This is a genomic window from Haloarcula amylolytica JCM 13557, from assembly GCF_000336615.1.
GTDB lineage: Archaea > Halobacteriota > Halobacteria > Halobacteriales > Haloarculaceae > Haloarcula > Haloarcula amylolytica.
The window spans coordinates 85840-99050 of sequence record NZ_AOLW01000010.1; the positions used below are offsets into that span (position 1 = coordinate 85840).

Genomic DNA, 13211 nt, shown 5'->3' on the forward strand with positions numbered 1-13211 from the left:
AACAGCCAGAAAGCCCCCGCGCTATCGGCTCCTGCGCCTCGCTGCGCGCGCTTCGCGTGCTTGCGTCGTCGGAGTTCGCCGATAGCACGGCCCCTTTCAGTCCCACCCAGCCGGGGCTTTCTGGCTCCCGACGGCCGTAGCTGCAGAACCATGCACAACAGAACCCGATACTTTAGCTAGCCGTTACTCTTCAACGGCTGCGTCGGCGGCATCGGCTTCAGCGTCTTCATCCTCGCCATCGTCGTCAGGATTCTCCACCACTTCGATGCCGCGGTTGTTCACCGCCGACGGGTCGAGCCCGACCTCCTGCAGGAAGTTCTTGTACTCGCGCTCGCACTGCTCGGCGTCCTTCTGGCGGTCGCTGGCGCGGTCACACAGCGCGATGAGGTCCTCGGGCACGTCGTTAGTGTAGACAATCCAGTGGTTGATGAGGTCCGAGAGGCGGCGAATCGGCGAGGTGAAGTGACCGTAAATCTCGAAGTTCAGGGCGTGGTGGCCGCCGAAGGGGTCGTTCATGTACTTCGCGCGCGGCATCACCTTCATCACGGCCCACTGAATCTTGTCGAGCTGGCGACCGGGGGCCTGTTCGAGTGTCGCGTTGACGGCCTTCCGCGGGTCGTCCCAGGCGTCGCCGGGGATAGAGACGCCGTCGAGTTCCTGAATCTCGACCAGCGCCTCGTCCCACTCGTCGGGGCTGGGCTGCGGGTGGACGCGGTACATCGCCTCGACGCCGCGGTTCCACATCAGCTCGTGCGTGACGGCCTTGTTAGCCTTCAGCATACACTCCTCGATGATGGTGTGGGCGCGGTCCCGGGCGGGGTTGAGGACGAGCGAGCCCTCCTCCTTGCGCTGCTCGTGCATCCGGTCGGCCAGTTCCCAGACGCGCTCGGTTTTCTCCGCGAGGTCGACGCTCTGGTCTTCCAGCACGTCTTCTGCGGTCTCCGGCTCGTCCAGCAGGCGCTCGGCCTCGGTGTAGGTCAGCCGGGCGTCGCTGCGGATGACGGACTTGTAGATGTTGATCTCCTCGTAGCCGAGGTTCTCCTTGTCGAGGTGCATCTCAACGGTGTGGGCCAGCCGGTCCTCGTTGGGGACCAGCGAGCAGACGGTCTCGGCGAGGACGGGCGGCAGCATGTGGACGGTGTAGGCCGGGAGATAGACAGTGTTCCCGCGCTCGACGGCCTGCTCCCACATCTTCGTGTCGGGGTTGACGTAGTGAGTCACGTCGGCGATGTGGACCCAGAGGACGATTTCGTCCTCGCGCTCCTCGATGGAGATGGCGTCGTCGAAGTCCTGGGCGTCGATAGGGTCGGTCGTCCAGGTGGTCATCTCACGGAGGTCTTCGCGTTCGTCGACCTCGTCCTCGATTTCGGCCTGCACGTCCTGCGTGCGCTCTTTGGCCTCCTCCAGTACCTCGGGCGGGAATTCGTCGGGGATGCCGAACTTCTCGAACAGTTCCTCGCGCTTGTTCTCCAGATGGCGGGCCATCTCCGGGTCGATCTCGACGGGGCCTTGCCCCTCGGCGGTCCCGGCGGCCGCTTGCGCGTCCTCTGTAGTCATGTCACCCGGTACGAACAGGGCGTAGTTAGGGCTGTCGGGGTGGGACTGGGCCGTGACTTCCCCGTCTCATTCCCTGTGCGTGTCGCCCTCGGAGAGTTCTCGGAACCGTCTCAGGAAGGTCTCTTGGTCGGCCTCGCCGGCCCCGGCGGCGTCGAGCGTCGTTTCGAGGCCGTCCCGCGGCTGCTGGCACAGGTCGGCAAAACAGGCTTTACAGAGGTGTTCGAACGTCTTGTTCCGGCGGTCCCACCGGTCGCCGTGTTTGTCGTACTCGCGGGCCTCGGACCGCGAGACGGACTCCCCACACGCGATACAGGTGACCGACTCCGCCCGGGAGTTCCGGGACCCGAACATACGAACCAGTTGCGACTGACAGCGCTTAGAGTTTTCCGCACAGGCAACAGTTCCCCGTTCCGGGCCACACGTTTATTCACCCGCCGCCACTACACAGGGTATCGGCTATTCGGAGCCAGGGACACTGAATGAAGCCACCAGAGACACTCGCTCACTCGACGTTGGACACGCTACCCATCAATATCGCTGTCCTCGACGACGAGGGGACGATTCTGTTTACCAACCGCGCCTGGCGGGAGTTCGCGGGCGACGAGGATGGGGAGATGGAGGGGACGAACTACTTCGCGACGACCGACATCGACGCCGACGAGTACGCCGGGCAGGCACTCGGCGGCATCGAGTCGGTCATCGACGGTGAGCAGGACCTGTTCACGATGGAGTACCCGTGTCACTCCCCGGAGGAGAAGCAGTGGTTTCTGATGCGGGTCGCACCGCTCCCCGACGACGAGGCCGGGAGCGCGGTCGTCGCACACATCGACATCACCCAGCGGAAGCTCGCCGAACTGGCGGCCGAGCGCCGCAGCGAGGAGCTCAAAGCCGAGCGCCAGAACCTCAAACAGCTCGTCGACCGGGTCGACGGGCTGCTGAAAGCGGTGATGGGCGACGTACTGACCGTCGACTCGCGCGAGGCCATCCAGCAGACCGTCTGTGACCGGCTGGCCGAGGTCGACTCCTACCAGTTCGCCTGGGTGTCCGAACTGGATCTACGCGACGAGACGCTGTCGTCGACGGCACTCTCAGCCGACCACCCGACAACGCTGTCCATCCCGCTTAACGCCGACGACCCGGTTGCGGAGGCGGCCCGAACCGAGGAGATGCAGGTCGTGACCGGTGACATCGACGAGCAACACAGCCGACTCGCCGACTCCGACGTCGCGTCGGTCGCGGCAGTCCCGCTCGTCTCCGGCGAGTCGCTGTACGGCGTCCTCACCGTCTACGCCGACAGCGACGACGTGTTTGATCCCCGAGAACAGGCCGTGCTCGGGACCATCGGCCGGGCGACTGCGGCGGCCATCGACGCCCGCGAGACCAGCCGGCTGTTGACCGCCGACAACGTCACCGAACTCGAACTGCAGGTCACCGACCCCGACGTGTTCTACATCGACGTGGCGAGCGAACTCGGCTGCTCGATGGAGTACGGCGGGAGCGTCCCCGACGGCGAGGAGACGGTGATGTTCTTCCTCGTCGAGACGGACGACCCCTCGGCTGTCTGTGCCGTCGCCGCCGACCACCCGCAGGTATCGGGCGTCTCACACGTCTCGATGGCGGACTCGTCGGCGCTGTTCGAATTCACCGTGTCGGACCCGCCGGTCGTCTCGGTCGTCGCCGACCGCGGGGCCCAGACGGGCGACATTCTGGTCGAACCAGGGAAGGCGACAGTCACCGTCACGCTCCCGGCGTCGATGGAGACCCGAAGCGTGGTCGAGCAGGTCCGCAGCCAGTATCCGGAGACGGAACTGCTCTCCGTGCGAGAACGGGACGAACCGCCGGTCTCCCGGCAGGCGTTCATCGCAAACGTCGAAGAGCGGTTGACCAACCGCCAGCTAACGGCGCTTCGGAAGGGGTTTCTCGGCGGCTTCTTCGACTGGCCACGCGACGTCTCCGGCGAGCAACTGGCCGAGTCGATGGACATCTGCCCGTCGACGTTCCACCAGCACCTCCGTGCGGGTGAGCGAAAGCTACTGGAAGAAGTGTTCGAAAACTGGTAACCAGTGCTTGCGAATCCCTACGCCTGCGGCGGACTCCTGGCACGATCCCCGAAGCAGTTTGGTAGTCCGCTTATACCGATAACAACCGTATATACATGTAGTGATACAGAACCAGTGTCCTGTTTGTCTCCGGCGAACCGACGGGACACAGTCCCCCGTGACAGCGGCACACTCACGGATCGACCGAACTATTACGGACAGCCTGCCGACAAGCGCGCGACGCATCGCCCGCCGAATGACCGCCCGATAGCTTTCAATGCACTCCGATAACATCCAGACCAGCAAATCGATACAGCAGGAGACCGGACGGACGTTTCACCTCGCGACGCGTCTGCTTCCGGAGCGTATCCGCCACCCGACCTACGTCATGTACGCGTTCTTCCGGGTCGCGGACGAGGTCGTCGACCAGACGGACGGGCCGCCCCCGACCGTCCAGCACGAGCAACTGGAGGTAATCCGCGAGGCCGCGCTCGGGAACGTCGACCCGGCCGAAACCGACCACGAGGCGGTCATGGCGGCGTTTCAGGACCTGGCCGAGCGTCACGACATCTCCGAGGAGACGATCAACGTCTTCATCGACGCGATGGAGATGGACATCGCACAGGCCCGCTACGAGACGTTCGAGGACCTCCGTGAGTACATGGGCGGCTCTGCCGTCGCTGTCGGCCACATGATGACGGAGGTGATGGACCCGCCACAGAAGGCGGAGGCCCTGCCCCACGCGACGGCGCTGGCCGAAGCGTTCCAGCTCTCGAACTTCCTGCGGGACGTCCGCGAGGACATCCACGACTACGGCCGGGTGTACCTCCCACAGGAGACGCTCGACCGTCACGGCGTCACCGAGGAGCAACTGGCCGACGCCGAGGTCGACGACGCCTTCCGTGCCGTGATGCAGGAGGAACTGGCCCGGACCGACGAACTGTACCGCGAGGGCGTGGCCGGCATCCGATACCTCCCGGAGGACTGCCAGTTCGGCGTGCTGCTGGCTGCGGTCCTGTACGCTGACCACCACCGACTCATCCGTGACCGTGGCTACGACGTGCTGACGGAGACGCCGGACCTCACTCGCCGCCGCCGGCTGTGGTTGCTCGCCCGTACGTGGTGGCACTGGCGGCGCAACGGCGACCCCGAAGCGACGTTCTACACCGTGAGCGCTGTCTCCGAGCGCGGCCCCGGCGAGACGCCGACGGACGCCCACGGCCACGGGCAACCCGCGTGGCGTGGATGACAGCCACGCACCGGGTATCGTTTCTGGCTCCCTGTTGTACCTGAACTAATGTTGCCCACGCTCACGTATCTCCAGTTCCACGCCCTGTTCGTGGTGCCGGTCGTGGCTGGATTGGCACTGACAGCTACCTACCGCCTCGGGAGCCGCCGGGACGTACTCACGGGGACGGCAATCCTCGCAGGACTGGCCCTCGTCTACACGACGCCGTGGGACGGCGCGCTCATCCGGCGCGGCGTCTGGTGGTACGGCGACGGCACCGTGCTGGCGCGGTTCTGGTCGATACCCCTCGGCGAGTACCTCTTTTTCGTCCTGCAGACCGCGATGGTCGGGCTGTGGGTGGCCCGGTTTCGGGTGGACACGGAGCGCCCACTGACCACGCCGATGCGAACGCGACTCGTCGGACTCGCCGCCGCGCTCGTCGTCGTTCTGTCCGGCCTCGCGCTCCTGCGCTCCGACTCGGGACTGTACCTCGGGTCCCTGCTGGTCTGGAGCGGGCCGATTCTCGCCATCCAGTGGCTGTTCGGGTGGCACTTCCTCGTCGGCAAGTGGCGGACCGTCGGCGGCGCGACACTGGTCCCGACGGCCTATCTCTGTGGTATCGACAGCGTCGCCATCCGACTCGGCGTCTGGACCCTCTCGAAACAGTACACGACCGGCTACACGATTCCCCTGCTCGACCTGCCCATCGAGGAGGCGGTGTTCTTCTTCCTGACGACGCTGTTCGTCGTGCAGGGGGTCGTGCTCTACGTCTGGCTTCGGGACAGATGGGAATGAGCCGCCGCACCACCGTCGAGCCGTCGGTTCTCTACCGGGTCGCGCTGGTCCCCGGCTGGGTTGCCAGCCTCGCCGTCGTTGCTCCGTTCCTCGCCGGGGTCTCGATACCGCCCGCGCTCCAGTACGCCCCGCTGGTCGTCAGTGCCGTTCTGCTCGGCCTCCCCCACGGCGCGGTCGACCACCTCGCGGTCGCACGCACCCGCGGCGAGCGCCCGGACTGGCGGGCTATCGCCCGCGTGTTCGCGCTCTACGGCGTCGTCGGCGGAGCCTACGCAGCCGCCTGGTTCCTCGCGCCCGCGGCGGCGTTTGTCCTCTTCATCGCCGTGACGTGGTTCCACTGGGGCCAGGGCGACCTGTACGCGCTGCGCGCGCTGGCCGACGCCGATCACCTCCGGTCGCTCCCACAGCGGGTCGGGACCGTCCTCGTCCGCGGCGGCCTGCCGATGCTGGTCCCGTTGCTCGCCTTCCCCGACTGGTACCGCCGCGTGGCGACGGATCTGGTATCGCTGTTCGCGCCCGACGCCGTGGCCGCTATCGGCTGGGCGTTCCGGACGGACGTTCGAACCGCGCTCGCAATCGCCTACGGCGCGCTCGTCGTGGCAACGCTGGCGGTCGGGTTCACCCGCGCCGACGCCCGACGCCCGTGGCTGCTCGACGCCGGTGAGACGCTGGGACTCCTTGCCTACTTCGCCCTCGTGCCGCCGGTGCTTGCCATCGGCGTCTACTTCTGTCTCTGGCACTCGCTGCGCCACGTCGCCCGCCTGCTGCTGGTCGACGACGACGCTACCGCCGCGCTCGAAAACCGCGATCCGACGGCCGCCCTGGCGCGGTTCGCCCGCGACGCCGCACCCCTGACCGTCGCCTCGCTCGCCCTGCTCGGCGGGCTGTACTTCCTGGTCCCGAACCCGCCCGGGTCGGTTCCGGAATGGGTCGCGCTGTATCTGGTGTTCATCGCCGTCGTCACGCTGCCACACGTCGTCGTTGTCAGTATCATGGACCGCCAACAGGGCGTCTGGGTGTAGTCGGCTACCTCTATAGATGGCGCTAGGGCCGGATGTCTGGAAGAATTGAAGTCGAAAATCACGGAGGGGCATCCGCGCGAGCGAAGCAAGCGCGGTTCACCGAACGCGAGTGGAGCGAGCGTTCGGCCTTTTTCGCCACCGAAAGACTCGCGTTGCTCGCTCGTCTTTCGAGCTGCTCGGAAATCGAAGATTTCCGGCATGACGAGACGGCAATGCCGTCTCGAACCACCTCGCTCGCTTCGCTCACGAGGACCACGTTTTTGCGCCGAGTGGTGCGCTTCGCGCACCCGAGGCGGAAAAAGGTGGGTTACTTGCCCTTGCCGCGGTTGCTGCGCAGCGACGGGCGGGTCTTCTCGCTCCCCTTGCCCTTGCCGCTGAGGCCGCGGTTGCGGCGGCCGGCACCGGTCAGACCGCGGAAGACGCGGTCGGCCTGGTCGTCGGCGCAGATCCACGACAGGTCGTCGTCGTTCTGGATGGCCGGGTGGTTCGGGTCGATGAGGATGACTTCGTGCCACTTCTGGCGGCCGTCCTGGCCGACGGAGTAGCTGTTGAGCACGCGCAGGTTCGGGAAGGTGCGGGAGGCGCGTTCCTCGGCGACGCGCTGGATGTCCTTCCGGCGGGTGATGCGCGTGACGCCCTGGCGCTTGGACCGACGGCCGGCCTTGTGTCGGCGCTTGCGTGCGCCGCCCTTGCGGACGGAGACGCGGGCGACGACGACGCCCTGTTTCGCCTTGTAGCCCTGCGAGCGGGCCTTGTCGAGGCGGGTCGGGCGCTCGATGCGCTCGACGGCCCCCTCGTCGCGCCACTCCTGCTGGCGCTGCCACTGTAGTTCTGCGAGCTGTCCGTCGCCCGGGTTCTTCCAGGCGTCTCGAATGTACGAATATGCGCTTCGTGCCATATGTATTCACCACGGGCGTTGCGTGGTTCAAGTCGCGCTCGACGCGACTCACATCCCGACCTGCACACGCAGGTGCCCGCTGGTGCCCGTCGTCCAGCGAGTTACCCGGAGTTTGCCGTTCGGAGCCTTAAACGGTTCGGACCAGACTCGCGGATGTGACCCGCTCACGCAGGGACGCGACCGCTGAAAACGTCGGATATCTGTGGTTTAGCAACACAAATCGTTAAGTTGTTCCCAGCCGGAGAGTCATGTATTACCATGACAGACCTTGGTGGCTTTCAGGACCATGTGGCGCGAATCGACCTCGGGGACGGGGACGTAGCCTACGAAGGTATCGACGAGGAAGACGCGAAAAAGTACATCGGTGCACGCGGGCTCGGCGTGAAGTACGTCTTCGATCAGGGACCGGACGTGGACCCGCTGGGTCCGGATAACCTGCTGGCGTTCATGAACGGGCCGCTGACGGGGACACAGGTGACGATGAGCGGCCGGATCGCCATCTGTACGAAGTCGCCGCTGACGGGGACGGTCACTGACTCCCACCACGGCGGCTGGTCCGGAGCGCGGCTGAAATGGTCGGGCTTCGACGGACTGCTGTTCGAGGGCCAGGCCGACGAGCCGGTGTATGCGCTCGTCGAAGACGGCGAAGTGGAACTGCGCGACGCCTCGCACCTCTGGGGGCAGGGCGTCCACGACACCATCGACGACCTCGAAGGCGAAATCGAGGGCGGCTCGCTGGGCAAGAACCTCTCGGTGATGGCCATCGGACAGGGCGGTGAAAACGAGGTCAAGTACGCCTGTATCATCAACGAGGACGACCGCGCGTCGGGCCGCGGCGGCACCGGCTGCGTGATGGGCAACAAGAACCTCAAGGCTGTCGTCGTCAAGTCCAGCACCCGGATGCCCAAGCCGAAGGACCAGGAGACGTTCCAGGAGGGTCACAAGCAGGCGATGCAGGTCATTCAGGAGTCCGACGTGACCGCGCCCAACGAGGGCGGCCTCTCGATGTACGGCACGAACGTCCTGATGAACCTCACCGAGGAGATGGACGGCCTCCCGACGAAAAACGCGAAGTACTCCTCGACGCGATCGATGTCCGAGTCGGAGGGCGACGGCGAACGCATCATCGACTCCGAGAAGGTGAGCGGCGAAAACGTCCGGGAGAACATCCTGGTCGACGAGCCGACCTGTCACTCCTGTCCGGTCGCCTGCAAGAAGGAAGTCGAGGTGCAGGCGATGCACAAGGGCGAGGAGATGAACGTCCGCACGGAGTCCTACGAGTACGAGTCCGCGTGGGCGCTCGGTCCGAACTCCGGCCACGTCGAGCGCGACAAGATCGCCGTGATGCTCGAACGGTGTAACGACGTCGGCGTCGACACCATCGACGTTGGCAACACCATGGCGATGGCGATGGAGATGACCGAGGAGGGCAAGCTCGACGAGCTCGGCGACGGCCTGGACTGGGGCGACGCCGACACGATGATCGACATGATCGAGATGATCGCCAACCGCGAGACGGAACTCGCGGACCACCTCGCCGAGGGGCCGGACCACCTCGCCGAGGAGTTCGACGCCCACACCAACTCTCTCGCTGTCAAGGGCCAGACCATGGCCGCCTACGACCCGCGGTGCATGAAGGGAATGGCAATCGGGTACGCGACCTCGAACCGCGGGGCGTGTCACCTGCGCGGCTACACGCCGGCAGCCGAAATCCTGGGTATCCCAGAGAAGGTCAATCCGCGAGAGTGGGAGGGCAAAGGCGAACTGTGTGCCACCTTCCAGGACCTCCACGCCATCAGCGACTCCTTCGACATCTGCAAGTTCAACGCCTTCGCGGAAGGTATCGAGGAGTACGTCCTGCAGTACAACGGCATGACCGGGCTGGACGTGAGCGAGGAGGAACTGATGGAAGCCGGCGAGCGCATCTACAACCTCGAACGGTACTACAACAACCTCGCCGGCTTCGACGGAGCCGACGACGACCTGCCCAACCGGTTCGTCGAGGGCGACGAGCACGCGATGCCGGCACAGGGCGGCTCCGAGGGGGAACTCGCGGAGCTCTCGAAGATGAAAGACGAGTACTACGAGGTGCGTGACTGGGAGGACGGCGTCGTGCCCGACGAGAAACTCGACGAACTTGGCATCGACATCGGCCCCGGAACCGGCGTCAGCTCCGGCGGCGCGGCGGCCCCGAGCGACGACTGAATTCGCACTGACCGCCGAACACACTTCAGTTCTCTAATGCGCAAGGAAGATATCGACGACTTCGAATTCCAGGTAGAGTCCCGACTGACCAGCCACGGCGTCTACGTCACCGAGTTCGACGACGAGGGCGAGACGTACCGGCTCACCTACGAATCGATTTCGGCCGACGAGGCGGCTGTCATCCCCCACCGGGAAATCGGCCGCGTCATCAACGTCTTCCGGGATCTGCACGCCGATGACTGGTCCGGGGTCGACATCGAGGCGACCGTGACGGACCTCGACGACACCGTACTCGGCGAGTGGTCGGTCGACAGCGAATGGATCGACGACCTCGAAAACGGCGACCTCTCGGAGACGGACTTCTCCCAGCGCGTGCTGGAGACGATTACGGTTCGGAACTGACCGCTAGCACGTCTCTAATTTCCAGCGTCGTCTCGAACTCCTCGCTTCTGTCCAGCCGCCGGCCGTCGCGCTCGAACTGGGTGGCGTGGGCCCGCCGAACCGCGTCCCGCTCGCGGTCGCTCAGTCCGAGTTCCGTGCCGATACTGTCCCAGTGGCCCGACTCGGCGCAGACGTAATCGGCCTCTCTGGGGCCGCTGATGCGCTCGTACTCCCTGTCGTAGGTCGCCCGGTTCGCCCGGAGATACGTCTGTACCTTTCCGAGCAGGTCGGGGAGTCGATCGAGCGGGACGCTGGCCTGCGTACCGGCCAGCAGGACGATCTGCCCCTCGATGGGATACGACGGGTCGGCCATCGCGCCCCGGTCAGCCGCCCGCCCGCATCGCTTTCTGTGCGAACTTCTCGATGAGCGGCTCTAGCGTCTCCGGGTCGCCGTCGAACTGGATCGTCACCTCGTTGAGCTGGAGGCTCGGCCCGATAGCGACTTTCTCCTCCGAGAGTGTCGCCGCCCAGCCGTCGCCTTCGACGGTCGCTTCGCCGCGTTGCTCGCCGCCGAGGTTCTCCAGATAGCCGATAGCAGCCCGCACCGAGATGCCGCGAAAACTCCGTTCACGCTCCATTACGTGGTCGTTACGGGTGCGGTCGTCTAAACCTATCGGCGGTCCGGCGCTCGTTTGCCACAACAGCGCTATCCCGGATGGCTCCACCTCTCCCGGACGGATACCCTCTATCCTGGCCGGATGCCGTCGTCGACGATGCGGGCGTTTCGCTCGCGGTTGATGCGCTCGTCTAGGTCGGCGTGGTCGTAAATCTGAGCGATGACGGCGGCGTGGAGGTCGCGCCAGGCCATCGCGTAGATGGGGGACTGGCCCCAGGCCCGGAGTTCGACGACGTACTCGTCGTAGGCCTCCCACCGACTCTCGAACTGCTCGATGTGGTCGACGACGGCGCTGGCCGGCTCCTCGGAATCGAGGGCCGCGTTGAGTTCCCGCTCCCAGCCACCGACGGCCTGCTCCATGTCGCGTTTCGTGTCCTCGCTGTCCGGCGGCAGCGAGTCGACAATCCCGGACGGAATCCCCAGTTCGATGTCGTCCATATCGCCACACAGAGTTCGCGGCCAATAAATCCCAGCGATAGGCGAACATGTTCGCATCTACTGCTTTGTGTCGGCGGGCTGTAGAATACATATGAGCAGTGAGACAGTAGAGCGACAGTCGTCGGCACCGGACCTGACCACTGTCGAGGTCAGGTGTACCGGCCACGTTCGCCGGGTCGTCGGCGAACCGTCGCTGTCGTACACGTTCGAAGGGGACACGCTGCGTGACTTCCTCGACGCGTTCTTCCGGGAGTACGACGTGAGCGACATGCTCATCGCGGAAACCGAAGCTGACGCCACCACCGAGGGCTGGGCCCCGGAGATGGCGGACCTGCCGGGCGACTGGGCGAAAAACCCCGAAGGCGAGCAGACCAGATGCTACGCGCGAGTGACGGTCAACGGCGAGTTCAACGAACACCTCGACGGACTGGATACGGAACTGGAAGCCGGCGACCGCGTCGGGCTGATGTTCCCGTTCATCTTCTGCTGCTGATTCGAGTCCCGCCTGCTCCGCCGGACCGAGCTACCCCCCGGCGACTGGCGGGAACACGCTGAGCTCGTCCCCGTCCTCCAGCGCGGTCTCCAGCCCGTCGAGATGGGCAATATCCGTTCCGTTCCGGAGAATCGTCAGGTACTCCCGCAGTTCGCCGTCCTCGAACAGGTCCATCTCGGTGTACTCCTCGGAGAGCTGCCGGAGCACGTCACCCGCCTGGAGGCCGCTCTCGTACTCACGCTGAACCGTTTTCTGCCCCACGGCTTCCCGGAAGTTGGCGAAAAACCGCAGCTCGATTTGCATACCGCTGGGTTGGCGGTCGAGTGGCTTAAATCACAGCGCTCGGACCGCGTGAATCGAACGAGCAACTGATTTATTCGTTGTATTCAATCGATCATGGACCTCGAATTCCTATCCGATGGGAACGACTTCGACCCGTTTTAGCGTCCCAGCCCATGACTCCGCGTATGGAACGTGTGGTCGCAAGCGATGACCCGATGATAGCTGTCGACCGACTGCGGGCGGAACTCGACGCCGATGTCGTCGTCGCGGAGACAGATGACGAGGACGCGGTCCGGGACGCTGCCGCCGGTGCAGCGGCGCTCGTCGTGGACGTGAACACGCCGGTCACCGCCGCGGTGCTCGACGCGCTGGACGACCTTCAGATCGTCGCGCGAGCGGGTGTCGGTATCGACAACATCGACGTGTCCGCGGCGGCGGACAACGGCGTGACCGTCACGAACGTCCCTGAGTACTGCACGGACGAGGTCGCGACCCACACGGTGACGCTCCTGCTCGACTGCGTTCGGACGCTCACGGCCTACGACCGCGATGTTCGCGACGGCGGGTGGGGCTGGGAGCGGACCCGCCCGGTCCATCGCGTCCGCGACCGGACGCTCGGCCTCGTCTCCTTCGGCCCCATCGCGCGGCGAGTGCGCGACCAACTGCGAGGGTTCGACATCGACGTCATCGCGTACGACCCGTACGTCGACGCCGAGGAGATGGCCGAAGCCGATGTCGAGAAAGTCACGCTGGGGACGCTATACGAGCGGGCCGACTACGTCTCCCTCCACGCGCCGTTGACCGAGAGCACGGCGGAGATGATAGACGCTGACGCGCTCGCGGCGATGCGCGACCACGCCGTCCTCGTCAACACCGGCCGCGGCGGCCTCGTCGACGAGAGAGCGCTTCGGGCGGCGTTGGACGACGGGACGATTGCGGCCGCCGGCCTCGACGTACTGGGCGAAGAGCCGCCGACGGCTGCCCATCCGCTGGTCGGCCTCGACAACTGTATCGTCACGCCACACGCGGCGTGGTACTCCGAGGAAGCTCGCGACGACCTCAACGCCGCCGTCGCTGCGAACGTCGAGGCCGCGCTGGCCGGTGAGACGCCACCGAACCGGATCGACCCCGAGACGGACTGGCTGTAAATATACGGCCAGGGTTGACCGCTAACACCGTCGAAACGGTTGTCGGCGA

General features: G+C 65.5%; 15 protein-coding genes. 8 read left to right on the top strand and 7 right to left on the bottom strand.

Annotated features, from left to right (window positions below):
- Positions 1 to 183 precede the first annotated feature (183 nt).
- Positions 184 to 1557 (bottom strand): RNB domain-containing ribonuclease, encoded by a 1374-nt coding sequence (locus C442_RS04000; protein WP_008308023.1) that lies wholly within the window; start codon positions 1555 to 1557, stop codon positions 184 to 186.
- 66 nt (positions 1558 to 1623) lie between these two features.
- Positions 1624 to 1908, bottom strand: coding sequence for a DUF7562 family protein (locus C442_RS04005; RefSeq protein ID WP_008308025.1), 285 nt, complete (start codon positions 1906 to 1908; stop codon positions 1624 to 1626).
- A 128-nt stretch (positions 1909 to 2036) separates the two neighbouring features.
- Here C442_RS04005 and C442_RS04010 point away from each other — a divergent pair, with 128 nt between their 5' ends.
- The 4 genes from C442_RS04010 (at position 2037) to C442_RS04025 (ending at position 6641) form a co-directional block, all read left to right on the top strand.
- Positions 2037 to 3617, top strand: a complete 1581-nt coding sequence (locus C442_RS04010) for a bacterio-opsin activator domain-containing protein (RefSeq protein ID WP_008308028.1) — start codon at positions 2037 to 2039, stop codon at positions 3615 to 3617.
- 256 nt (positions 3618 to 3873) lie between these two features.
- Positions 3874 to 4845 carry a phytoene/squalene synthase family protein gene (locus tag C442_RS04015; protein ID WP_008308030.1) on the top strand — a complete coding sequence of 324 codons (972 nt, stop codon included), beginning with the start codon at positions 3874 to 3876 and terminating at the stop codon, positions 4843 to 4845.
- Between the two features lie 48 nt (positions 4846 to 4893).
- Positions 4894 to 5619, top strand: coding sequence for a lycopene cyclase domain-containing protein (locus tag C442_RS04020; protein WP_008308032.1), 726 nt, complete (start codon positions 4894 to 4896; stop codon positions 5617 to 5619).
- A complete protein-coding gene (locus tag C442_RS04025; protein WP_008308033.1) occupies positions 5616 to 6641 on the top strand; it encodes a Brp/Blh family beta-carotene 15,15'-dioxygenase in 1026 nt (341 codons plus the stop codon). The genes C442_RS04020 and C442_RS04025 overlap by 4 nt, the downstream gene beginning before the upstream one ends.
- 307 nt (positions 6642 to 6948) lie before the next feature.
- Here the strand turns inward: C442_RS04025 and C442_RS04030 are convergent, their stop codons facing one another.
- Complete coding sequence (locus C442_RS04030) at positions 6949 to 7539, bottom strand: 50S ribosomal protein L15e (protein ID WP_008308034.1); 591 nt, start codon at positions 7537 to 7539, stop codon at positions 6949 to 6951.
- A gap of 258 nt (positions 7540 to 7797) precedes the next feature.
- On the opposite strand from C442_RS04030, the gene C442_RS04035 reads away from it, so the two are divergent.
- Entirely contained in the window at positions 7798 to 9744 is a 1947-nt protein-coding gene (locus C442_RS04035) for an aldehyde ferredoxin oxidoreductase family protein (RefSeq protein ID WP_008308035.1), read from the top strand.
- Positions 9745 to 9780: 36 nt separating this feature from the next.
- Entirely contained in the window at positions 9781 to 10146 is a 366-nt protein-coding gene (locus tag C442_RS04040; protein ID WP_008308036.1) for a hypothetical protein, read from the top strand.
- Here the strand turns inward: C442_RS04040 and C442_RS04045 are convergent.
- The 3 genes from C442_RS04045 to C442_RS04055 form a co-directional block, all read right to left on the bottom strand.
- Entirely contained in the window at positions 10130 to 10498 is a 369-nt protein-coding gene (locus C442_RS04045; RefSeq protein ID WP_008308037.1) for a hypothetical protein, read from the bottom strand. The genes C442_RS04040 and C442_RS04045 overlap by 17 nt on opposite strands.
- 10 nt (positions 10499 to 10508) lie before the next feature.
- Positions 10509 to 10763 carry a hypothetical protein gene (locus C442_RS04050; protein WP_004958362.1) on the bottom strand — a complete coding sequence of 85 codons (255 nt, stop codon included), beginning with the start codon at positions 10761 to 10763 and terminating at the stop codon, positions 10509 to 10511.
- Positions 10764 to 10870: 107 nt separating this feature from the next.
- Positions 10871 to 11239, bottom strand: coding sequence for a hypothetical protein (locus C442_RS04055; protein WP_008308040.1), 369 nt, complete (start codon positions 11237 to 11239; stop codon positions 10871 to 10873).
- 91 nt (positions 11240 to 11330) lie between these two features.
- On the opposite strand from C442_RS04055, the gene C442_RS04060 reads away from it, so the two are divergent.
- Complete coding sequence (locus C442_RS04060) at positions 11331 to 11732, top strand: ubiquitin family protein (RefSeq protein ID WP_008308042.1); 402 nt, start codon at positions 11331 to 11333, stop codon at positions 11730 to 11732.
- 30 nt (positions 11733 to 11762) lie between these two features.
- On the opposite strand, the gene C442_RS04065 is transcribed toward C442_RS04060, so the two are convergent.
- Positions 11763 to 12035 (bottom strand): ubiquitin-like small modifier protein 1, encoded by a 273-nt coding sequence (locus C442_RS04065; RefSeq protein WP_008308044.1) that lies wholly within the window; start codon positions 12033 to 12035, stop codon positions 11763 to 11765.
- A 164-nt stretch (positions 12036 to 12199) separates the two neighbouring features.
- Here C442_RS04065 and C442_RS04070 point away from each other — a divergent pair, with 164 nt between their 5' ends.
- The gene (locus C442_RS04070) at positions 12200 to 13162 is read left to right on the top strand and encodes a C-terminal binding protein (RefSeq protein ID WP_008308046.1); all 963 of its coding nucleotides are present in this window, start codon (positions 12200 to 12202) and stop codon (positions 13160 to 13162) included.
- Positions 13163 to 13211: the final 49 nt, after the last annotated feature.